An 18,962-nucleotide genomic window follows, 5' to 3' on the forward strand; every position below is an offset into this window, starting at 1 on the left:
CGAGTCGGGGCGTTCGTTGCAAGCCGGGGCCGATCCGCGCGGATCAGTCCTCGTGGTAGCGGCGCAGGCGCAGGGCCTTGCCGGCCACACGGGTCTCCTTCAGGCGACCGAGCAGACGCTCCAGACCTTCCTCGGGCAGCTCGACCAGACTGAAGGTCTCGCGCACCTGGATGCGGCCGATGGCTTCGCGAACCAGCTTGCCTTCGTTGATGATCGCACCGAGCAGGTTCTTGGCGGCGACGCCGTCGCGCTTGCCCAGGGCGGTGCGGCAGCGCACGCGGCCTTCGGCCAGCGGCTCCATCGGACGTCGCGGACGGGCTTCGCCGGTACGCTCGCCGCTGCGCTCGCCACGCTCGGTGGCCGGACGCTCGCGGCTCGCCGCCGGGGTCAGCGGCTGCTCGCGGCGCACGCTTTCCAGGTCCAGCGCCTGGCCCTGGGTCAGCTTGGCCAGCAGGGCCGCGGCCAGTTGCTCCGGGGTGCATTCCAGACGACGGCACAGCTCGACACCGATCTGCCCGCGGGCCGCTTCGGCACCTTCGAGCAGCGGCTTGAGGCCGTTGGCCAGACGGGTGAGACGCGCCTCCAGCACGGTTTCGGCGTCCGGCAGCTTGATCTCGGCGACCTTCTGGTTGGTCACGCGCTCGATCACCTGCAGCATGCGGCGCTCGCGCGGGGTGACCAGCAGCAGCGCACGGCCTTCGCGACCGGCGCGGCCGGTACGGCCGATGCGGTGCACGTAGGACTCCGGATCGTAGGGCATGTCGATGTTCAGCACATGGGTGATGCGCGGTACGTCGAGGCCACGGGCAGCCACGTCGGTGGCGATCACGATGTCCAGGGTGCCGTCCTTGAGCGCCTCGACCACGCGCTCGCGCTGGGCCTGGGCGATGTCGCCGTTCAGCGCGGCGGCGCGGTAGCCGTTGCGCTCGAGCATCTCGGCGATGTCCAGGGTGGCCTGCTTGGTGCGCACGAAGCCGATCAGCGCGTCGAACTGCTCGACTTCCAGCAGACGCAGCACGGCGGCCTGCTTCTGGTCGGCATGCACCATCAGGTGGGCCTGCTCGATGCGCTCGACGGTCTGGGTCTTGCTGGCGATCTTGACGTGCTTGGGCGACTTCAGGTTGCGCTCGGCGATGGTGCGGATCGACGCCGGCAGGGTCGCCGAGAACAGCACGGTCTGGCGGCTTTCCGGCAGGGCCTGGAAGATCGCCTCGATGTCTTCCATGAAGCCGAGCTTGAGCATCTCGTCGGCTTCGTCGAGGACCAGGCGCTGCACGCTGTTCAGCAGGTTCTCGTCACGACGCAGGTGGTCGCACAGGCGACCCGGGGTGGCCACCACCACCTGGGCGCCCTGGCGCAGGGCCTTGAGCTGCGGGCCCATCGGCGCGCCGCCGTACACGGCGACCACCTTCACCCCACCCATGTCGCTGGAGTAGCGCTCGAAGGCGGCGGCGACCTGCAGGGCCAGCTCGCGGGTGGGGGTGAGGATCAGCACCTGCGGCTCGCGGCGCGCCGGGTCGAGCAGCGACAGCAGCGGCAGGGCGAAGGCGGCGGTCTTGCCGGTGCCGGTCTGCGCCTGGCCGATCATGTCGTGGCCGGCGAGGATCACCGGAATCGACTGCGACTGGATGGCCGACGGCTCTTCGTAGCCGACCGCAGTGATCGCGGACAGTACGGCCGGATGGAGATTGAGCGCGGCGAAGCCGCCAACGATGGATTCGGTCATGGGTATTTGCCTCGTGTAATCCGCAAAGACCCATGGCCAGCGCTGCGCCAGCCAAAAGCAAGACCCGTAGGGTCACCCTGGCAGCCTGGTCGGCGGGGATTTGCGAAATCGCGTGAAAAGGATAGTTCGACAAGAGGTGTCCGTCGGGACGGACGCACGGCGGAAGCTGGCGCTTCCTGAGGTGCTGGTTTGGCACGGGACACATCAAAGCGGCGCACATCATAACGCAAGATACGTGCCGAGTCGCGTCTTTTTCGCCGCAGCGCTGCGCGCGCCGGCCTTCAGCTGGCCGGGCGCAGGTGCGCTACATAGCCTTCCAGGCTGTAGCCCAGCCGGGTTTCCAGGCTGCGGGCGCGCTCGCGCAGCGCCGCCGGATTGAGGGTCTGGGCCTCGTCGGCCGGCACATAGAGGATCACGTTGCCCTCGCAGACCGGGCACTCCCAGTAGCTGTGGCGGAACAGTCCGCGCAGCAGCGGCGCGCCCAGCGGCTTGCCGTCGGTAGCGCTCCACTGATTGATCACCAGCCAGCCGCCGGGGCGCAGCCGCGCGCGGCAGGCCTGCAGGAAGCCCCAGGCGATGTGCGCGGCGGCCGGCCCGGTGTCGGTGTAGAGATCGAGGAAGATCACGTCCGCCGGCGCGCACTCGGCCAGCTGGCTGCGCGCATCGCCGATGCGGATCTGCAGCCGCGGATCGTCGGCCAGCCCCATGAACTCGCGAGCCAGCGCCGGCACCGCCGGACGCAGCTCGACCGCCTCGGCCGCGCGCAGCGGCAGCCATTTCAGGCAGGCCATGGTCAGGCTGCCGCCGCCCAGGCCGAGAAACAGCGCCCGCTCGCAGCGCGCAGGAAGCAGCGCGCCGAGCAGCATAGCGCGGGTGTAGTCGTACTCCAGCCAGGCCGGATCGGGCCGGTAGCTGCAGCTCTGCTCGACCTCGTCGCCGAATTCGAGGAAGCGGTAGTCGCCGGCCTCCACCACGCGGATCACCCCGTGGTCGTCGTGTATTTCCGCCAGCTGGCGATAGTCGCCCATCTCACCCCTCCACAGAATCGGCGGCATCCTAGCAGACGCCCCGGACTCGATACACGGCCTCTATCGAGCCCATGCCAGCGCGGCCCGGACGCATCGGTTACCATGACGCCCATCCCCTATCCGTCACCGCGAGCCACCCGATGAGCCAGCCCTGGAGCCCCGACAGCTGGAGAACCAAGCCGATCCAGCAACAACCCGACTACCCCGACGCCGAGCACCTCGCCCGGGTCGAGCAGACCCTGGCCGGCTATCCGCCGCTGGTGTTCGCCGGCGAGGCGCGCGAGCTGCGCCGCCAGTTCGCCGAAGTGACCCAGGGCCGCGCCTTCCTGCTGCAGGGCGGCGACTGCGCGGAGAGCTTCGCCGAGTTCTCCGCCGGCAAGATCCGCGACACCTTCAAGGTGCTGCTGCAGATGGCCATCGTGATGACCTTCGCCGCCGGCTGCCCGGTGGTCAAGGTCGGGCGCATGGCCGGGCAGTTCGCCAAGCCGCGCTCCGCCGGCCACGAAACCCTCGACGGCGTGACCTTGCCGGCCTACCGCGGCGACATCGTCAACGGCATCGGCTTCGACGCCGCCAGCCGCGCCCCCGATCCGGAGCGCCTGCTGCAGGCCTACCACCAGTCCACCGCGACCCTCAACCTGCTGCGCGCCTTCGCCCAGGGCGGCTTCGCCGACCTGCACCAGGTCCACCAGTGGAACCTCGACTTCATCGCCAACTCGGCGCTGGCCGAGAAGTACAGCCACCTGGCCGACCGCATCGACGAGACCCTGGCGTTCATGCGCGCCTGCGGCCTGGACAACGCGCCGCAGCTGCGCGAAACCAGTTTCTTCACCGCCCACGAGGCGCTGCTGCTCAACTACGAGCAGGCCTTCGTCCGCCAGGACAGCCTGACCGGCGGCTGGTACGACTGCTCGGCGCACATGCTGTGGATCGGCGACCGCACCCGCCAGGTCGACGGCGCCCACGTGGAGTTCCTGCGCGGCGTCGGCAACCCGGTCGGCGTCAAGGTCGGCCCGAGCATGGACACCGACCAGCTGCTGCGGCTGATCGACCTCCTCAACCCGGACAACGATCCCGGCCGCCTCAACCTGATCGTGCGCATGGGCGCCGGCCAGGTCGGCGAGCACCTGCCGCGACTGATACGCGCCGTACAGGGCGAGGGCCGCCAGGTGCTGTGGAGCTGCGATCCGATGCACGCCAACACCATCAAGGCCAGCAGCGGCTACAAGACCCGCGACTTCGCCTGCGTGCTGGAGGAGGTCAAGCGGTTCTTCCAGGTGCATCGCGCCGAGAACAGCCATGCCGGCGGCATCCACATCGAGATGACCGGGCAGAACGTCACCGAGTGCATCGGCGGCGCGCGACCGATCACCGAAGCCGGCCTGTCGGACCGCTACCACACCCACTGCGACCCGCGCCTCAACGCCGACCAGTCGCTGGAGCTGGCCTTCCTGATCGCCGAAACCCTCAAGCAGGCCCGTCAGTGAGCCCCGCCGCGCCGCCTGCCCGGCGGCGCGGACTCAGCCCTTCAGCGCCAGCAGCAGGGCGCAGCCGACCAGGAACAGCGCGAACCATGCGCGCAAGCGGCGCGCCGGCAACCGGTGGGCGAGCCGCACGCCCCAGCTGATGCTGAGCAGCCCGCCGAGCGCCAGCGGCAGGCCACTGGCCCAGTCGACCTGGCCGTGGCCGGCATAGGTGAGCAGGGTCACCAGGGTGCCGGGCAGCGCCAAAGCCAGCGCCAGCCCCTGTGCCACCACCTGACTCAAGCCGAACAGCAGGGTCAGGATCGGCGTGGCGAGCACCGCGCCGCCCACCCCGAACAGGCCGCCCAGCAGTCCGCAGCCGCCGCCGAGCAGGACCAGCCCAGCAGATGGCAGGCGCTTCGGGACGGCCGCCGTCGGCTGCAGCCAGAGCTGCAGGCCGTTCCACAGCGCCAGCGCCAGCAGGAACGCGACGAAGGCCAGGCGCATCGCTCCCGCATCCAGACCGACCGCGAAGCGCGCACCGCCCCACGCCAGCAGCAGCGACGACAGCCCCAGCAGCAGCCCATGGCGCCAGTCGATCCGGTTGCGCTGGTGGTAGCGCCACAGCGCCAGCATCACGTTGGGCACCACCATCACCAGCGCCGTGCCCTGGGCCAGTTGCTGGTCGAGGCCGAGCAGGCCCAGCGCCGGAATCGCCAGCAGGCCGCCGCCGATGCCGAACACGCCGCCGAGCACGCCCAGCAGCATTCCCAGCCCCACCTCCAGCAGCATCTGTAACAGCGTCATGGCGTCCTCCGCGAAAAGGTCCATGCTACGCAGGCCACCCTACCCCGGAAACGCAAAGCCGGGCACAATGGCTGTGCCAACCACGCACAGGTGCAGCCATGTCCCACGATCCGCTCAGCGGCCAGCTGGCCCTGTTTCTCGACAGCCTGGAGTGCGGCAGCTTCTCCGCCGCCGCGCGCCGCCACCAGCTCACTCCCTCGGCGGTGGCGCGGCGCATCGATGCGCTGGAGCGCCAGCTTGGCAGCCCGCTGTTCCAGCGCAGCACCCATGCCCTGCGCGCCACTCCGGCCGGACTGGCCTTCGCGGTGCGCGCCCGGCGCATCCTCGACGAACTGCAGCTGGCGCGCGCCGAGGCGGTCTCGCTGGGCAGCGCCCCGGAAGGTTTGATCCGCATCGACGCCCCGGCGCCGTTCGGCCGCCGCCATCTGGCGCCGGCGATTGCCGAGTTCCTGGCCGCCTATCCGGGGCTGGATGTACAGCTGCGCCTGATCGACAGCTTCGTCGACCTGCAGGGCGAGCACCTGGGACAGGTCGATCTGGTCCTGCGCATCGGCCCGCTGGCCGATACCCGCCTGGTCGCCACCGCCCTGGCGCCGATGCGGCGCATCGCCTGCGCCAGCCCGGCGTACCTGAAACGGCGCGGCACGCCGAGCGATCCGCGCCAGCTCGCCGAGCACGACGGCCTCGACTGGGACCGACTCGGCCCGCCCCACGCCTGGCGCTTCGAGGTGGCGGGACAGCTTCGCCAGATCCGCCCCACCCGCCTGCGGATGACCGCCAACAATGCCGAAACCCTGCTCTGCGGCGCCCTCGCCGGCCTGGGCATCGCCCACCTGCCGACCTGGCTGATCAGCGACCACCTGCTGCGCGGCGAGCTGCTGCCGCTGTTCTGCGATAACGGCCTGCCCGCTCCCGAGCCGAGCGGCATCTATGCCCTGCGCCTGCCGCAACCGGCCAGCTCGCGCACCCGCCTGCTGCTGGAGTTCCTGCGCCAGCGCTTCGGGCCGGCGCCGCCCTGGGACACGGCCCTTCAGGGCGGCTTTGCCGCGCGCTGAGGGACGCAAACGAAAAAGCCCGGCGCAGGGCCGGGCTTTCGTCGACACACGAGCGGGATCAGGCCTTGACGCGGGCCTTGTACTCGCCGGTGCGGGTGTCGATCTCGATGGAGTCGCCGATTTCGCAGAAGGCCGACACCTGCAGCTCGGAGCCGTTGTTCAGACGGGCGGTCTTCATCACCTTGCCGGAGGTATCGCCACGTACGGACGGCTCGGTGTAGGCGATCTGGCGCACGATGGTGGTCGGCAGGTCGACGGAGATGACCTTGTCGTTGTAGAACACGGCTTCGCAGACGTCGGTCATGCCGTCTTCGATGAACGGCATGACCGCTTCGAGGTCGTCCTTCTCGATTTCGTACTGGTTGAACTCGCCGTCCATGAACACGTACAGCGGGTCGGCAAAGTAGGAGTAGGTCACTTCCTTGCGCTCGAGGATTACCGGCTCCAGCTTGTCGTCGGCCTTGTACACGGTCTCGGTCGCGGAACCGTTGAGCAGGTTCTTCAGCTTCATCTTGACCACGGCACTGTTGCGGCCGGACTTGTTGAACTCGGCCTTCTGGATGACCCAGGGAGCACCGTTGATGATGGCGACCTGGCCGGCGCGGAACTCTTGTGCGGTTTTCATGCGAATTTCCGTTGGAATTGAGGGTGAAACAGGTGCGCTATTCTAACGAACCTGTGTAAAAAAGCACCAGCCCCGTCGCAAGATCCGGGCGGGAGGCCAGCTCGGCGCACCAGCTTCGCGCGTGTCGTTGCCAGTCCGCAGCCTGTGCCTGCAGCTGCGCCCAGCTCGCTGCCAGGCTCGCATCGGCCTCCGGCGCCGCGTTCCAGGTCCGCCACAGATCGCGCAGCGCCTGCGCCAGCGCCGGCTCGGCCGTCGCCAAGTAGCGCGCCATGAAGGCCTCGAGCTTGTCCAGATGGGCGCTCTCCTCCTGCGGGTAGATGTGCCAGATGAACGGCCGCCCGGCCCACTGCGCGCGCACGAAGGAATCCTCGCCGCGCACCGCGTTGAGGTCGCAGCTCCACAGCAGGCGGTCGTAGTCGTCCTGACTGACGAAAGGAATCACCCGCACCGTCAGGGCGCCGCGCGTACAGAGCGCACCGCACGCCAGATCCTCGCCTGCCCAACGCCGTACATCGCCCAGCACCCGCCCCTCCGGCACCAGCAACAGGGTCGGCTCGCCGGCCGCCAGCAGCTCCAGCCATGCCTCCAGCCGCGGCTGCTCGTAGGCGAACAGCGAGACCAGCCGCTCACCGCGCCACTCGACGCCCAGTCCGGCGAGAAAGGCGCGGCGCCCTTCGGCATCCGCCTGCCAGGCATCGCGGCGCACCAGCAGCTCCCGCTCGCGCAGCAGCCCGCCGGTGCGCGCGGTGAAGCCGGGAAACCAGAAGTACTTGGCCAGCCCGTTGGCCTGCGGCGAGGCCAGTCCATGGCAGTCCTCGACCCAGTCCTCGGCGCTCAGGTACTCGAGATTCACCCACAGCGGCAGCGGCCGGCACGCCCCCAGCGCCGCCTCGTAGGCCGCCGGCAAGCGGCAGGCAAAGGCCTCGACCACCACCTCGGCCGGCTCGACCGCCGCCCAAGGCTCGCCCCAGCGACACACCTCGACACCCTGCTGCCACTGACGGTCGGCCAGCGAATCGGCCCCCGGACACAGCGGCACGAAGGCCCCCGGCTCATCGACCCACAGGCGCACCTGCTGGCCGTGCTCGGCCACCAGCTGACGGGCCAGCCGCCAGGTCACCCCGATGTCGCCGTAGTTGTCCACCACACTGCAGAAAATGTCCCAACGCGCCATGGCTGCCTCCGTCACCTGCCGGCGCGCAGTCTAGCAGCAACCCCGACGCTCACCGGCCGGCCCTAAGCCAATGAAAAATTTGAAAAAAGCTTTGCATTCGGAAAAACCTTCGACTACATTGTGCGCCGTCGACAGGGGCATAGCCCACGCCGACGAGAAAATATGGTGAGGTGTCCGAGCGGTTGAAGGAGCACGCCTGGAAAGTGTGTATACGGGAAACCGTATCGAGGGTTCGAATCCCTCCCTCACCGCCATATTGAAAACCGAAAGCCCCGCATTGCGGGGCTTTCGCGTTTCTGCGGATCGGAAAGCGTACCTGTAAGCGCGCGCCGGATTTGGCACCGTCTTGCATGGTGTTTGGCATACGCTGTTTGCAGGATGCTTGGCACAAGAGCCCGCTTGAATGCGGGCTCTTGCGTTTCTGGGGGCTGGGTCAGAGCCAGGAGGACTGGTAATCGGGGGAGTGGCGTGCGATCTGGTGGGTGACCGGGTTGTAGGAGCCGCTGAGTGCTCGCGCCTCCTGCGCGGACTCCGCCTGGACTGCCATGGCGAATGTGCGGTTGTCCGTGCCGCCGGGGCTGGCGGCGGGGCCGAAGGTGTAGTGCGTGTGGCGACGGCCTGCGATGTAGCCGCCCGGCTTGCTCCGGGCAATACTGCCCATCCAGCGTTGTCCGGCTTCTTCCCACCGGACCTCAGCCCCTGTGCCATCTCTGCCACTAGCTCACACACAGCCAGACGGGAACGCCGCGCCCGCCACCCGGGCCCATCCCGAGCCGGACCGGGGCGCGGCCGAGCCGACGGCCGGTGGACACGGCAGCCATTGTGCCGGATCGGCTTCCTCAGCCGGACTGCAGCGCCACCAGCGCAAACCCGCACAGCATGCCAGCCAGGGCGATCAGCCAGCCGATGCGGTAGGCGCGGTTCTTCAGTGCCCGGCGGGCGGGGTCCATGGGTTTCTTCGGGGTTCTCATGCTTCGCTCCGTTCGGCCGACAGGCGCCGTGGGCGGCGCGTGGCGCGCCTTTTTAGAGCGGCGCCGCGCGCTTGTCCAGCCCCACCAGCCGGCAGGACTCACATGAGACCGTCGATCAGCACCGCATTGCTGTAGATCAGAATGCCGTCGCTGGCGCGGTGGCCGATCAGATGGAACTGCCCGCGCCGGTCGTCCGGGCGTAGGTAGACCCGCAGGTAGCAGTCCGCCAGCGGCCCGCACTCGGGTGGCGTGACCAGCTCCAGACTGCCCTGATCCACCTCCACACGCAGCTCGGTGAGGCGCTCGTCGTTCTGCAGACGCTCCTCGGCCTCCTCCAGCTTCAGCCGGTTTTCGCCGCCGATGTAGAAATGAATCAAACCCATGGGGAGCGACTTGCCCTGGGGATCGGGCTTGCACCAACTCTCGATTTCGAAGCTACTCATGGCCATGGCTCCAGGCAGGCGGGCGGACAGAGCCCACCGCTCAGGATAGCCGCGCCACCGCTACGCTCCGTGCCGCTCGTCCCCCGATTCAGGGCGCGCCGAACAGCGCCGTCCAGTAAATGCCGGCTGCGCTTTTCGGATCGACGGCGTAGGCGGCGCCCAGCTCGCTGAACTGCGGGTTCATCAGGTTGGCACAGTGCGCGGGGCTGGCCAGCCAACCGTCAACCACCCGGCTCGCGCCATCCAGCGCGGCGGCGATGTTTTCGCCGACCTGCCGGCCCTGGTATCCGGCCAGCTCGGCGCGGTCGCTCGGGGTATAGCCGTCGCGGTCCTGGTGGGCGAAGAAATTGCCGTTGGCCATGGCGCGGCTGTGGCCCTGCGCGGCGGCGCCGAGCACCTCGCTCCAGCTCAGCGGCGCAGCGGCGGCGAACGGCTGGCTGCCGCACTGGCGCGCCTGCGCGCGGGCGGCGTTGACGGCATCGAGTAGCTTGCGGCCCTCGGCCTGCCAGTCGCCCAGCTTGCCGCCGAGCAGCGGGCGGGCCAGCACCACACGCCAGTCGCGCCCGACATGGTGGATGCCGACATCCACGTACTGCGGCGCCAGCACCACCTGGCAAAAGCTCTGCCGCAGCATCTCCATCGCCGCCGGCGCATCGCGCGGCCCGGACAGGGTGATCGCCTGGGCGTCCACCATCGGATAGCCGCTGCGACTCAGCGCCGCCTGCAGGTCGCCGACCACACCGGCCGGCTGGATCAGCCGGGGATCGGCGCTCAGCGGCGGCAGCTCGCCGGCCGCCTCGCCGGCGCAGCTCTGCACCTGCGCCCGGTAGGCGTTGAGCGCCCCGAGCAGCTGCGCCTCCTCGCCGGCCGCAACGGCGCCACACGACAGCCCCAGGGACAGCGCGGCCAGTCCCGCGACGAATGATGCACTCAGCATGACGATCTCCTCGAATCCAGGGCGCCCATGATGCGCGATCCGGGGCCGCCTGGCACCCGTCCGCTGCAACGGCGCAGCCGGCAACCCCCGCAACCGGAGCGCAGCGCCCATCGGCCACCCAGCACTCGCGCTGTTGCGGCCCGGAGCGGCACGGCTATGATCGCTGACATGGACACGCCACCGCTTCGCCAACCCTGCCCTCCCGCCGTCTGCATCTGCAGGCATCGCGAGCTGCTGGACGACGCGCGCGGCGACCGGCGCATCCTGCGCCTGACCCGCCACGAGGAGCGGCGCCTGCTGGAGCGCCTGGAGAACCTGCAGGACCTGGACGACCTGCGTCACCTGCAACGGCGCATGCACGAGCAGCTGGGCATCCGCCTGGAGGTCGCTCCGGGGCACCACGAGGTGCGCAGCGCCCGCGGCATCGCCATCACCTTCGCCGAGCAGGCGGGACTCTGCCGCAAGACGCGCCGGGCGATTCCGGCGGCGATCCGCCGCGCCATGGAGCGCCGCCCGGAGATCGTCTGGCGCCTGCTCGACAGCTTCGACCTGCTGGGCGGGGCCTGAGGTCCAACGCGCGGACAGATCCTCAATCGCGGGCGCGGCAGCGGGAATAGAGCAACGCGCCGGCATGCTTGACGGCGGATTCGGCGAAGTACACCTGGTGACGGAGGTTCATGGGGATTTCCTCGGAACTGTCGATGGTTGCGACCGCCCGGCGCTGCCGTGCGGCGATGACGACAGGATGCCGGCGCCGCACGCCGGCGGGAAAACGAAAAACCTCATCGCCGGGATTGAGAAAAGCGATGCGTCCGCGACTCCTGCGGGAGCGACGCTGCGCGCCGGCGCCATCCGGCCCCGCCGCAACGGCCGGAGCAGAAGGCCGGCGCCCTCACCCGCCCGGCGCCTCCGCTCACGCCATGCCCGCAAAGCGCCGGCGGATCGCTACAATGCGCGGCTGTTTCGAAGCGCTCGCGAGTCCGCCCCCATGTCTCTACCCAAGCACCACCTGGAACTGCTCAGTCCCGCGCGGGATGTCTCCATCGCCAAGGAGGCCATCCTGCATGGCGCCGATGCCGTGTACATCGGCGGCCCCAGTTTCGGTGCGCGGCACAATGCCGAGAACAGCGTGGCCGATATCGCCGGGCTGGTGGAGTTCGCCCGCCTGTTCCATGCGCGGGTGTTCGTCACCCTCAACACCATCCTCCACGACGACGAGCTGGAGCCGGCACGCCGGCTGATCCACGAACTGTACGACGCCGGCGTCGATGCGCTGATCGTGCAGGACATGGGGATCATGGAGCTGGACATCCCGCCCATCGAGATCCACGCCAGCACCCAGACCGATATCCGCACCCTGGGCAAGGCGAAATTCCTCGCCGACGCCGGCTTCTCCCAGCTGGTGCTGGCCCGCGAGCTGAACCTTGCGGAAATCCGCGAGATCAGCGACAGCGTCGACGCCGCGGTGGAGTTCTTCATCCACGGCGCGCTGTGCGTGGCCTTCTCCGGGCAGTGCTACATCTCCCACGCGCAGACCGGGCGCAGCGCCAACCGCGGCGACTGCTCGCAGGCCTGCCGCCTGCCCTACACCCTCAAGGACGAGAGCGGCGCGGTGGTGGCCTACGAGAAGCACCTGCTGTCGATGAAGGACAACAACCAGAGCGCCAACCTGCGCGCACTGATCGACGCCGGGGTGCGCTCGTTCAAGATCGAGGGCCGCTACAAGGATGTCGGCTACGTGAAGAACATCACCGCCTACTACCGCCAGCGCCTCGACGAGATCCTCGCCGACCGCCCGGACCTGGCGCGCGCCTCCAGCGGGCGCACCGAGCACTTCTTCGTGCCCGACCCGGACAAGACCTTCCACCGCGGCAGCACCGACTACTTCGTCAACGACCGCCTGACCGACATCGGCGCCTTCGACTCGCCCAAATTCACCGGCCTGCCGATCGGCGAGGTGCTCAAGGTCGGCAAGCGCGACCTGATCGCCAGCACCAGCGACCCGCTGGCCAACGGCGACGGCCTCAACGTGCTGGTCAAGCGCGAGGTGGTGGGCTTCCGCGCCAGCGTGGTCGAGCTGCTCGGGCAGAGCGAGGAGGACGGCACACCGCGCTGGCAGTACCGCGTCGAGCCCAACGAGATGCCGGAAGAACTTAAGCGCCTGCGCCCGAACCATCCGCTCAACCGCAACCTCGACCACAACTGGCAGCAGGCGCTGCAGAAGACTTCCGCCGAGCGGCGCGTCGGCGTGAACTGGCGGGCCGAGCTGAGTGCCGGGCGCGTCACCCTGACCGCCACCAGCGAGGAGGGCGTGAGCGCCTCGGCCAGCTTCGACGGCGCCTTCGGCGCAGCCAACAAGCCGGAGCAGGCCCGCGAGCAGCTGCGCGACCTGCTGAGTCAGCTGGGCAACACCGTCTATCACGCCGACGGCGTGGAGATCGCCGCCGCCGAGATGCCCTTCGTGCCCAACTCGCAGCTCAAGGCGCTGCGCCGCGAGGTCGTCGAGGCACTCACCGCCGCGCGCCTGGCGGTGCATCCGCGCGGCAGCCGCAAGCCGGTCAGCGTGCCGCCGCCGGTCTATCCGGAGTCGCACCTGAGCTTCCTGGCCAACGTCTACAACGCCAAGGCGCGCGCCTTCTACCAGCGCTACGGCGTGCAGCTGATCGACGCAGCCTACGAGGCCCACGAGGAGACCGGCGAGGTGCCGGTGATGATCACCAAGCACTGCTTGCGCTTCTCTTTCAACCTGTGCCCCAAGCAGGCCAAGGGCTACACCGGGGTGCGCACCAAGGTCGCGCCGATGCAGCTGGTGCATGGCGACGAGGTGCTGACCCTGAAGTTCGACTGCAAGCCGTGCGAGATGCACGTGATCGGCAAGATCAAGGGCCATATCCTCAACCTGCCGCAGCCGGGCAGCCAGGCGAGCATCGTCGCCGAGATCAGCCCCGAGGACCTGCTCAAGACCATCAAGCGCCAGCCGCTGCACTGAACCTGCAATCCGGCGGCGGGCCGCATCCCGCCCGCCGCCGGCCTTGCCGGACAGGCCTCGCCGCACCGCCGCCCACGATCGCCCGCCCACGCCCCCGCGTGCGCGGGATACAATGCCGGCTCATCCCCCAGGAAAAGGCTCCATGACCTCCACAGACACCGCTCACCAACCCAACCGCGAATTCATGCATCACGTGAGCGATGGATGCGCCTGCGCCGTGTGCGGCAGCGACACCCGCCCCCTGGCGATGCAAGTGCTGCAACGCTCCTACGCGCGCGATGCCAGCCTGCCCAAGGGGTTTCTGGTGACGGCGATGTCGGTGGACGCCATGCGCGGCGTATTCCCGGTGTGCGACCAGTGCGCGCCGCTGTGCCCGACCTGCGGCCTGCCGGCCGCCAGCGCCGCTGTGCTGAAGTTCAAGAAGGCCATGAAGGCGCAGTACGGCAAGGCCGTGTGCCCGCAGCACGGCGCCAGCGACACCCTCAGCACCCGCCTCAAGGCCATCTTCAGCCGCGCGCTGAAGTTCGGTCGCAACTGACACGCCCCCGCGCCGCCCGGCCTCGCGGCGCTTGAATCGCCGGCGAATTCCGGTAGGCTCGGCGCCTTACTTTGCAAGGAGTATTCCCATGGCCAAAGCCACTGCCCGTCACATCCTGGTTGCCAGCGAAGCCAAGTGCCTCGAACTGAAAGCCGCCATCGAAGCCGGCGCCGACTTCGCCCAGGTCGCCAAGGACAACTCGACCTGCCCGTCCGGCCGCCAGGGTGGCGACCTCGGCTCGTTCGGCCCGGGCCAGATGGTCCGCGAGTTCGACACCGTGGTGTTCAGCGCGCCGCTGAATGTGGTGCAGGGCCCGGTGAAGACCCAGTTCGGCTACCACCTGCTGGAAGTCACCAGCCGCCAGGACTGATCCCGACCGGCAGCATCGCTGCCAGCGCGCACCATGCAAAAGGGGCTGCCGGATGGCAGCCCCTTTTGCATAGGTTCGGCGCCAAGGCGCCGTGCGACGGCGGATCTCAGGCCTGCAACTGCCGGGCGATGCGCTGCGCGGTGGCGACCAGGCGCTGCTCCGCCTCGCGCAACTGCTCGCCCTGCTTGAGCAGCGGGACGCACAGGTTCAGCGCGGTGAGCACCAGCAGCTCGTGACCGCCGGCACCGGGAAAACGCTGCTGGCTCTCGTCGAGACGCTCGCGCAGCAGGGAGGCGGCCTGTTGCAGGGTCTCCTCCTCGCTGGCGGACACCTTGATCGAGTAGTCGCGCCCGAGAATGTTCAGGACACGAACGCCGCTCTCCTTCATGCGACGTTACTGGCACCGGCGCGCTGCACCAGCGCCTGCAGGCGGGCCAGCGCGGCGGTCTGCTGCTCCTCCTGCTCCAGAGCGGCCATTTGCAGGTTCTCGTTTTCTTCCCGGGCCTGACGCAGCTGCTGCTCGAGCTGCTGGCAATTCTGGCTCAGGGTCTGGTTCTGTTGCAGCAGATCGGCGACAAGGCCTTCAAGTTGCGCGAGGGTAGCTTCAAGCATGGAGTTTTCCCGAAGTTCGTGAGAGTTGGCGAAGAATAAATAAAAGCACACGCACCGACAACTATGCCACAGCGCACGCCCGTCGCGGACAGACGGGTGCCGGCCGGGCCGTCGAGCCGCTAGAATCGCCCTCCCCGTTCCCGGCACGCACCGGGACACCACCCGCACCGCGAGAGAACCGATATGGGCGCCCAGTGGAAAGCCAAACCGAAAGAAGCCGCCGCCAATGCCAGGGGGAAGATCTTCGGCAAACTGGTGAAGGAAATCATGATTGCCGCACGTAACGGCGCCGATCCGGAAATGAACCCCAAGCTGCGCCTGGCCGTCTACCAGGCCAAGAAGGCGTCGATGCCCAAGGACACCCTGGAGCGCGCGATCAAGAAGGGCGCGGGCCTGTCCGGCGAGGTGGTCAACTACGAGCGCACCGTCTATGAAGGCTTCGCCCCGCACCGCGTGCCGGTGATCGTCGAGTGCCTGACCGACAACCTCAACCGCACCGTGGCGGAAATCCGCGTACTGTTCCGCAAGGGCCAGCTGGGCACCTCCGGCTCGGTGAGCTGGGACTTCGATCACCTGGGCATGATCGAGGCCCACCCCGAAGGCGACGCCGACGCCGAACTGGCCGCCATCGAGGCCGGCGCCCAGGACTTCGAGCCGGCCGAGGACGGCGCCACCCTGTTCTACACCGAGCCAACCGACCTGGACGCGGTGTGCAAGGCGCTGCCGGAGTTCGGCTTCACCGTGCAGTCCGCCAACCTCGGCTACAAGGCGAAGAATCCGGTGAGCCTGTCCGGCGCCGAACTGGAAGAGGTCGAGGCCTTCCTCGAAGCCCTCGACAACCACGACGACGTGCAGAACGTCTACGTCGGCCTGGCCGGCTGAGGCCGGAGCGCTCCCGGGCGCGGCATGCTCGCGCCGCGCCCGCCCAAGAAAAGGACTTCGCCATGCCCGCTCGCCTGCTCCTGCGCCCTGTCCACGCGGACGATCTGGCGCGCGTTGCTGCCTTCGCGCAGACGCCCGAGGAACTCTACTACCTCGCTCCGCGCGCCCGCTTCCCGCTGGATGCCGCGCAACTGGCTGACAGCATCGCCCAGCGCAGCGACTCCAACGTGATCTGCCGGGGCGACGAGGTGCTCGGTTTCGCCAATATCTACAAGCGCGAAGGCACCGCCTGCTACGTCGGCAACGTCGTGGTAGCGCCACAGGCGCGCCGCCAGGGCGTCGCACGCTTTCTGATGGAAGGCATGGCGCAACTGGCCGCCGCCCGGCATGCCGCCCGCGAAGTACGGGTCTCCTGCTTCAACGGCAACACCGCCGGCCTGCTGCTGTATGCCCGCCTCGGCTACACCCCCTTTGCCCTGGAAGAGCGCAGCGACTGGCAGGGCCGCCCCATCGTGCTGCTCCACCTGCGCCGCCCCTGCGCCTGAAATATCCCGGCCGACGCAGCAGATTGTCGCAGCCCGGCCGACGTCTCCCGCACCGCGCCAGACCAGGACGGGCGCTGCCTGCAGGGTGCAGCGTCATCCGCCCACACTGCCCGACAGCGGGCATATGGCCGCCATCGGCGGCCAATCGCGGACAAAACCCGATACAATGCGCGGCTTTTCCACCACCCCCACCAAGGAGCCGCCATGAGCACCCTGCCGCCCTGCCCGCAGTGCAATTCCGAATACACCTACGAGGACGGCGCGCTGCTGGTCTGCCCGGAGTGCGGCCACGAGTGGTCGGCAGATGCCGGCACCGAGACCGGCGAAGGCGACAAGGTGATCCGCGACTCGGTCGGCAACGTGCTGAGCGACGGCGACACCGTCACCGTGATCAAGGACCTCAAGGTCAAGGGCTCCTCCCTGGTGGTCAAGGTCGGCACCAAGGTCAAGGGCATCCGCCTGTGCGACGGCGACCACGACATCGACTGCAAGATCGATGGCATCGGCGCGATGAAGCTCAAGTCCGAGTTCGTCAAGAAGGTCTGATTCGGCACTCCGCCGCAGGCGATCCCGGCCAGCGGCCGGGGTCGCCGCCGGAACCGCTGCGGACGACTCGCCGGCCCGGCGACACCCTCATGCTGGCCCGACAGGCGCTCATCCGCTGGCAAACGGAAGGCACGCCGGCAACTGTGCCGCCACGACAGGCCGGGTATACTGTCGCCCCGAAACCGTCACCGCCCCAGCCGCACCCCGGATCGCCCATGACCTCGAACATCCCGACGCCCGAAACCGCCCCGCACAGCACCGCCGACAGCACGCCGGACAGCAGCGCAGAGAACCGCCAGATTCCCGCCTTCCGCTTCCCCTTCAGCGCCGACACCTACGCCCCGAAGAAGGACGGCGACCAGCCCCGCTACCCGCGAAACCACGGCGTCAACCACGACCAGCGCCCCGGCGCAGCGCCACGCGGCACCCGCCGCTCGATGGGCAAACGCTGATCCGCCACACGGCACGCGCATGACGCAGCACCTCGATTTCACCCCGCTCGCCGCGCTGCAACATCCCCTGCTGCACAAGTTCTACCGCGCCCAGCGCAGCCCAATGCGCATCCCCGACGGCGCCCAACCCTGGGTCGCGCGCGGCGCGGACATCCTCGCCGCCCTGAACCTCACCCCGCTCGATGGCGGCCAGTGGCTGACCGGCCTGCTGGTCTCCCGCGAACACCGCCGCCAGGGCCTGGCCCGCCACCTGATCGACCACGCCCTCGCCGCCACGCCCGCCCCTACCTGGCTGTTCTGCCACCCCGACCTCGCCGACTTCTACCAACGCCTGGACTTCACCCCCAGCGAACACCTGCCGCCCAGCCTGGCCGAACGGCTGCAGCGCTACCGACGGCACAAGCGACTGGTGGCGATGGTGCGCTGACAGAACGCGCACGACAGGTAACGCGAAAATCACGCGCACCCTCGCGGAGAACGGCAAGAGAGGTACGGCGCCCCCAGGCCAGCACCAGCGGACGCGCTACCCACACCTTTACCCTGGCCTATGGCACCAGCGAGTCCGATCACCGGAACCTGGCCACCACCGAGGGGTGGAAGCGGGCCAGCCTGAGCGCGAGCATCACCAATGCCCTGCTGCTGGCCGCATACGACGCCCAGGGCAACATCCAGACCGCCCGTTACGACATCGAGGCCGACGCCAGCTTCTCATCCACGACAGCCCCCTTGCTGACCGGCTCACACACGATCACCGAGACCTATAAGCTGGTCGATGGCATGTCCGGCCCCGCCTGCGCACTGTCCGAGGTGCGGCATAACGGCTTCGCGGTCGCCGGAGGCGTCACCCTCAAGCAGCAGAACGCCCGGCTCTGCGCCATCGTGCGCGGATTCGACGGAAAGGAGGTCGACCGGGTCGAGCGGATCGGCCAGCGCACCGAGCAAAGCACCTACCTCTCCGGCGGGGAGGGCGCCTGGTACGAATACGAGAGGGGCAACTACGTCCAGGCCACTGGCGACAATATCGGCTCGCTCTGGCTGAGCGTGGCGCTGGACAGCATGATCAGCCAGAGACCGCTGCCTATCGGAAGGCACCTGAGCGGAGGCGGGCTTACCAGAGTCCTGTTCGCCGAGGACGAGCGGGACTTCGTCGCCGCCTACAGCAACTGCCTGGGCGGTATTGCCCGGAGCAAGCCGGGCGGCTACATCGCAGGCCGCCGCCACACACACTACACCTTCGGCGCCGCCACCAGCCCCGGCGGCACGGACAACCGCACATTCGCCATGGCAGTCCAGGCGGAGTCCGCGCAGGAGGCGCGAGCACTCAGCGGCTCCTACAACCCGTTCACCCACCAGATCGCACGCCACTCCCCCGGCTACCAGTCCCCCCTGGCTCTGACCCAGCCCCCGGAAACGCAAGAGCCCGCATTCAAGCGGGCTCTTGTGCCAAGCATCCTGCAAACAGCGCATGCCAAACACCATGCAAGACGGTGCCAAATCCGGCGCGCGCTTACACGAACGGTGACCAAAATGGGTTGTTGCACACTGGGCACCAAAAACAGCAGGTATAAAAAAATCCAAGCACCCGTAAGTGCTTGGATTTTCTAGGGATTTTTGGTCGGGACGGAGTGATTCGAACACTCTACCCCTTGCACCCCATAAGGGTAATTAGCTGTCTACCACTGTCTCCCGATTTCCGTTGATCACGCTGAAACCCTTGAAAATAAAGGCTTTCAGGCTTTCAGTCGTCCACGGTCATCCATTAGGATTCACCTCAAGCTACGCTCAAACGGTCACCAAAC

22 protein-coding genes, 1 tRNA gene and 1 pseudogene are annotated in these 18,962 nt (G+C 68.5%); 13 read left to right on the forward strand and 11 right to left on the reverse strand.

The genetic code is table 11. The features are described 5' to 3' along the window. Positions 1-43: 43 nt before the first annotated feature. Positions 44-1,760: pseudogene (locus BLU22_RS13945) on the reverse strand (DEAD/DEAH box helicase). A 247-nt stretch (positions 1,761-2,007) separates the two neighbouring features. After that, on the reverse strand, positions 2,008-2,754 hold the full coding sequence (locus BLU22_RS13950; RefSeq protein ID WP_090215699.1) for a spermidine synthase: 747 nt from the start codon (positions 2,752-2,754) through the stop codon (positions 2,008-2,010). Positions 2,755-2,894: 140 nt separating this feature from the next. On the opposite strand from BLU22_RS13950, the gene BLU22_RS13955 reads away from it, so the two are divergent. After that, on the forward strand, positions 2,895-4,241 hold the full coding sequence (locus BLU22_RS13955) for a class II 3-deoxy-7-phosphoheptulonate synthase (protein ID WP_090215701.1): 1,347 nt from the start codon (positions 2,895-2,897) through the stop codon (positions 4,239-4,241). Between the two features lie 33 nt (positions 4,242-4,274). On the opposite strand, the gene BLU22_RS13960 is transcribed toward BLU22_RS13955, so the two are convergent. Continuing rightward, positions 4,275-5,009, reverse strand: coding sequence for a sulfite exporter TauE/SafE family protein (locus tag BLU22_RS13960; RefSeq protein ID WP_090216498.1), 735 nt, complete (start codon positions 5,007-5,009; stop codon positions 4,275-4,277). 113 nt (positions 5,010-5,122) lie between these two features. On the opposite strand from BLU22_RS13960, the gene BLU22_RS13965 reads away from it, so the two are divergent. Then, on the forward strand, positions 5,123-6,079 hold the full coding sequence (locus BLU22_RS13965) for a LysR family transcriptional regulator (protein ID WP_090215704.1): 957 nt from the start codon (positions 5,123-5,125) through the stop codon (positions 6,077-6,079). 58 nt (positions 6,080-6,137) lie between these two features. Here the strand turns inward: BLU22_RS13965 and efp are convergent, their stop codons facing one another. Together efp and earP are read right to left on the reverse strand one after the other, a co-directional pair. Beyond that, positions 6,138-6,704 (reverse strand): elongation factor P, encoded by a 567-nt coding sequence (efp, locus tag BLU22_RS13970; RefSeq protein WP_090215706.1) that lies wholly within the window; start codon positions 6,702-6,704, stop codon positions 6,138-6,140. Positions 6,705-6,741: 37 nt separating this feature from the next. After that, a complete protein-coding gene (gene earP / locus BLU22_RS13975; protein WP_090215711.1) occupies positions 6,742-7,878 on the reverse strand; it encodes an elongation factor P maturation arginine rhamnosyltransferase EarP in 1,137 nt (378 codons plus the stop codon). A gap of 164 nt (positions 7,879-8,042) precedes the next feature. Between earP and BLU22_RS13980 the strand changes: the two genes are divergently transcribed. Further along, positions 8,043-8,132: transfer RNA gene (locus tag BLU22_RS13980), tRNA-Ser, on the forward strand. 179 nt (positions 8,133-8,311) lie between these two features. Here the strand turns inward: BLU22_RS13980 and BLU22_RS13985 are convergent. The 4 genes from BLU22_RS13985 to BLU22_RS13995 all read right to left on the reverse strand — a co-directional run bounded on the left by BLU22_RS13985 (position 8,312) and on the right by BLU22_RS13995 (position 10,229). Further along, complete coding sequence (locus BLU22_RS13985; protein ID WP_090215713.1) at positions 8,312-8,539, reverse strand: hypothetical protein; 228 nt, start codon at positions 8,537-8,539, stop codon at positions 8,312-8,314. Positions 8,540-8,717: 178 nt separating this feature from the next. Further along, a complete protein-coding gene (locus BLU22_RS15420; protein WP_269457630.1) occupies positions 8,718-8,849 on the reverse strand; it encodes a hypothetical protein in 132 nt (43 codons plus the stop codon). 98 nt (positions 8,850-8,947) lie between these two features. Further along, the gene (locus tag BLU22_RS13990; protein WP_090215715.1) at positions 8,948-9,292 is read right to left on the reverse strand and encodes a hypothetical protein; all 345 of its coding nucleotides are present in this window, start codon (positions 9,290-9,292) and stop codon (positions 8,948-8,950) included. Between the two features lie 88 nt (positions 9,293-9,380). After that, positions 9,381-10,229: a CAP domain-containing protein gene (locus BLU22_RS13995; protein ID WP_090215718.1), complete on the reverse strand. Its 849-nt coding sequence runs from the start codon at positions 10,227-10,229 to the stop codon at positions 9,381-9,383. A gap of 156 nt (positions 10,230-10,385) precedes the next feature. On the opposite strand from BLU22_RS13995, the gene BLU22_RS14000 reads away from it, so the two are divergent. The 4 genes from BLU22_RS14000 to BLU22_RS14015 all read left to right on the forward strand — a co-directional run bounded on the left by BLU22_RS14000 (position 10,386) and on the right by BLU22_RS14015 (position 14,126). Beyond that, the gene (locus BLU22_RS14000) at positions 10,386-10,796 is read left to right on the forward strand and encodes a hypothetical protein (RefSeq protein ID WP_394327530.1); all 411 of its coding nucleotides are present in this window, start codon (positions 10,386-10,388) and stop codon (positions 10,794-10,796) included. Positions 10,797-11,217: 421 nt separating this feature from the next. Then, positions 11,218-13,218, forward strand: coding sequence for a peptidase U32 family protein (locus tag BLU22_RS14005; RefSeq protein ID WP_090215719.1), 2,001 nt, complete (start codon positions 11,218-11,220; stop codon positions 13,216-13,218). Positions 13,219-13,360: 142 nt separating this feature from the next. Beyond that, on the forward strand, positions 13,361-13,756 hold the full coding sequence (locus BLU22_RS14010) for a hypothetical protein (RefSeq protein WP_090215722.1): 396 nt from the start codon (positions 13,361-13,363) through the stop codon (positions 13,754-13,756). An 88-nt stretch (positions 13,757-13,844) separates the two neighbouring features. Further along, positions 13,845-14,126 (forward strand): peptidylprolyl isomerase, encoded by a 282-nt coding sequence (locus BLU22_RS14015; protein WP_090215724.1) that lies wholly within the window; start codon positions 13,845-13,847, stop codon positions 14,124-14,126. Between the two features lie 106 nt (positions 14,127-14,232). Here the strand turns inward: BLU22_RS14015 and BLU22_RS14020 are convergent, their stop codons facing one another. Continuing rightward, entirely contained in the window at positions 14,233-14,514 is a 282-nt protein-coding gene (locus BLU22_RS14020; RefSeq protein WP_090215727.1) for a cell division protein ZapA, read from the reverse strand. Next, entirely contained in the window at positions 14,511-14,738 is a 228-nt protein-coding gene (locus tag BLU22_RS14025) for a hypothetical protein (RefSeq protein WP_090215732.1), read from the reverse strand. The genes BLU22_RS14020 and BLU22_RS14025 overlap by 4 nt, the downstream gene beginning before the upstream one ends. A 183-nt stretch (positions 14,739-14,921) precedes the next feature. Between BLU22_RS14025 and BLU22_RS14030 the strand changes: the two genes are divergently transcribed. The 6 genes from BLU22_RS14030 to BLU22_RS14055 all read left to right on the forward strand — a co-directional run bounded on the left by BLU22_RS14030 (position 14,922) and on the right by BLU22_RS14055 (position 18,768). Further along, positions 14,922-15,620 carry a YebC/PmpR family DNA-binding transcriptional regulator gene (locus BLU22_RS14030; RefSeq protein WP_090215734.1) on the forward strand — a complete coding sequence of 233 codons (699 nt, stop codon included), beginning with the start codon at positions 14,922-14,924 and terminating at the stop codon, positions 15,618-15,620. Positions 15,621-15,682: 62 nt separating this feature from the next. Beyond that, complete coding sequence (locus BLU22_RS14035; protein ID WP_090215736.1) at positions 15,683-16,165, forward strand: GNAT family N-acetyltransferase; 483 nt, start codon at positions 15,683-15,685, stop codon at positions 16,163-16,165. Between the two features lie 204 nt (positions 16,166-16,369). Then, on the forward strand, positions 16,370-16,711 hold the full coding sequence (locus BLU22_RS14040; protein WP_090215739.1) for a zinc ribbon domain-containing protein YjdM: 342 nt from the start codon (positions 16,370-16,372) through the stop codon (positions 16,709-16,711). A gap of 215 nt (positions 16,712-16,926) precedes the next feature. Beyond that, entirely contained in the window at positions 16,927-17,163 is a 237-nt protein-coding gene (locus BLU22_RS14045) for a hypothetical protein (protein WP_090215742.1), read from the forward strand. Positions 17,164-17,182: 19 nt separating this feature from the next. Beyond that, the gene (locus tag BLU22_RS14050; protein ID WP_090215743.1) at positions 17,183-17,590 is read left to right on the forward strand and encodes a GNAT family N-acetyltransferase; all 408 of its coding nucleotides are present in this window, start codon (positions 17,183-17,185) and stop codon (positions 17,588-17,590) included. 299 nt (positions 17,591-17,889) lie between these two features. After that, the gene (locus tag BLU22_RS14055) at positions 17,890-18,768 is read left to right on the forward strand and encodes a hypothetical protein (protein ID WP_090215747.1); all 879 of its coding nucleotides are present in this window, start codon (positions 17,890-17,892) and stop codon (positions 18,766-18,768) included. Positions 18,769-18,962: the final 194 nt, after the last annotated feature.

This window comes from Pseudomonas guangdongensis, from assembly GCF_900105885.1.
Taxonomy (GTDB): Bacteria; Pseudomonadota; Gammaproteobacteria; order Pseudomonadales; family Pseudomonadaceae; genus Geopseudomonas; species Geopseudomonas guangdongensis.

What these genes read in the sequence shown, in the direction of transcription:
- BLU22_RS13950 (WP_090215699.1), bottom strand. Translation starts at nt 2,754, where the DNA reads ATGGGCGACTATCGCCAGCTGGCGGAAATACACGACGACCACGGGGTG.
- BLU22_RS13955 (WP_090215701.1), top strand. Translation starts at nt 2,895, where the DNA reads ATGAGCCAGCCCTGGAGCCCCGACAGCTGGAGAACCAAGCCGATCCAG.
- BLU22_RS13960 (WP_090216498.1), bottom strand. Translation starts at nt 5,009, where the DNA reads ATGCTGCTGGAGGTGGGGCTGGGAATGCTGCTGGGCGTGCTCGGCGGC.
- BLU22_RS13965 (WP_090215704.1), top strand. Translation starts at nt 5,123, where the DNA reads ATGTCCCACGATCCGCTCAGCGGCCAGCTGGCCCTGTTTCTCGACAGC.
- efp (WP_090215706.1), bottom strand. Translation starts at nt 6,704, where the DNA reads ATGAAAACCGCACAAGAGTTCCGCGCCGGCCAGGTCGCCATCATCAAC.
- earP (WP_090215711.1), bottom strand. Translation starts at nt 7,878, where the DNA reads ATGGCGCGTTGGGACATTTTCTGCAGTGTGGTGGACAACTACGGCGAC.
- BLU22_RS13985 (WP_090215713.1), bottom strand. Translation starts at nt 8,539, where the DNA reads ATGGGCAGTATTGCCCGGAGCAAGCCGGGCGGCTACATCGCAGGCCGT.
- BLU22_RS15420 (WP_269457630.1), bottom strand. Translation starts at nt 8,849, where the DNA reads ATGAGAACCCCGAAGAAACCCATGGACCCCGCCCGCCGGGCACTGAAG.
- BLU22_RS13990 (WP_090215715.1), bottom strand. Translation starts at nt 9,292, where the DNA reads ATGAGTAGCTTCGAAATCGAGAGTTGGTGCAAGCCCGATCCCCAGGGC.
- BLU22_RS13995 (WP_090215718.1), bottom strand. Translation starts at nt 10,229, where the DNA reads ATGCTGAGTGCATCATTCGTCGCGGGACTGGCCGCGCTGTCCCTGGGG.
- BLU22_RS14000 (WP_394327530.1), top strand. Translation starts at nt 10,386, where the DNA reads ATGATCGCTGACATGGACACGCCACCGCTTCGCCAACCCTGCCCTCCC.
- BLU22_RS14005 (WP_090215719.1), top strand. Translation starts at nt 11,218, where the DNA reads ATGTCTCTACCCAAGCACCACCTGGAACTGCTCAGTCCCGCGCGGGAT.
- BLU22_RS14010 (WP_090215722.1), top strand. Translation starts at nt 13,361, where the DNA reads ATGACCTCCACAGACACCGCTCACCAACCCAACCGCGAATTCATGCAT.
- BLU22_RS14015 (WP_090215724.1), top strand. Translation starts at nt 13,845, where the DNA reads ATGGCCAAAGCCACTGCCCGTCACATCCTGGTTGCCAGCGAAGCCAAG.
- BLU22_RS14020 (WP_090215727.1), bottom strand. Translation starts at nt 14,514, where the DNA reads ATGAAGGAGAGCGGCGTTCGTGTCCTGAACATTCTCGGGCGCGACTAC.
- BLU22_RS14025 (WP_090215732.1), bottom strand. Translation starts at nt 14,738, where the DNA reads ATGCTTGAAGCTACCCTCGCGCAACTTGAAGGCCTTGTCGCCGATCTG.
- BLU22_RS14030 (WP_090215734.1), top strand. Translation starts at nt 14,922, where the DNA reads ATGGGCGCCCAGTGGAAAGCCAAACCGAAAGAAGCCGCCGCCAATGCC.
- BLU22_RS14035 (WP_090215736.1), top strand. Translation starts at nt 15,683, where the DNA reads ATGCCCGCTCGCCTGCTCCTGCGCCCTGTCCACGCGGACGATCTGGCG.
- BLU22_RS14040 (WP_090215739.1), top strand. Translation starts at nt 16,370, where the DNA reads ATGAGCACCCTGCCGCCCTGCCCGCAGTGCAATTCCGAATACACCTAC.
- BLU22_RS14045 (WP_090215742.1), top strand. Translation starts at nt 16,927, where the DNA reads ATGACCTCGAACATCCCGACGCCCGAAACCGCCCCGCACAGCACCGCC.
- BLU22_RS14050 (WP_090215743.1), top strand. Translation starts at nt 17,183, where the DNA reads ATGACGCAGCACCTCGATTTCACCCCGCTCGCCGCGCTGCAACATCCC.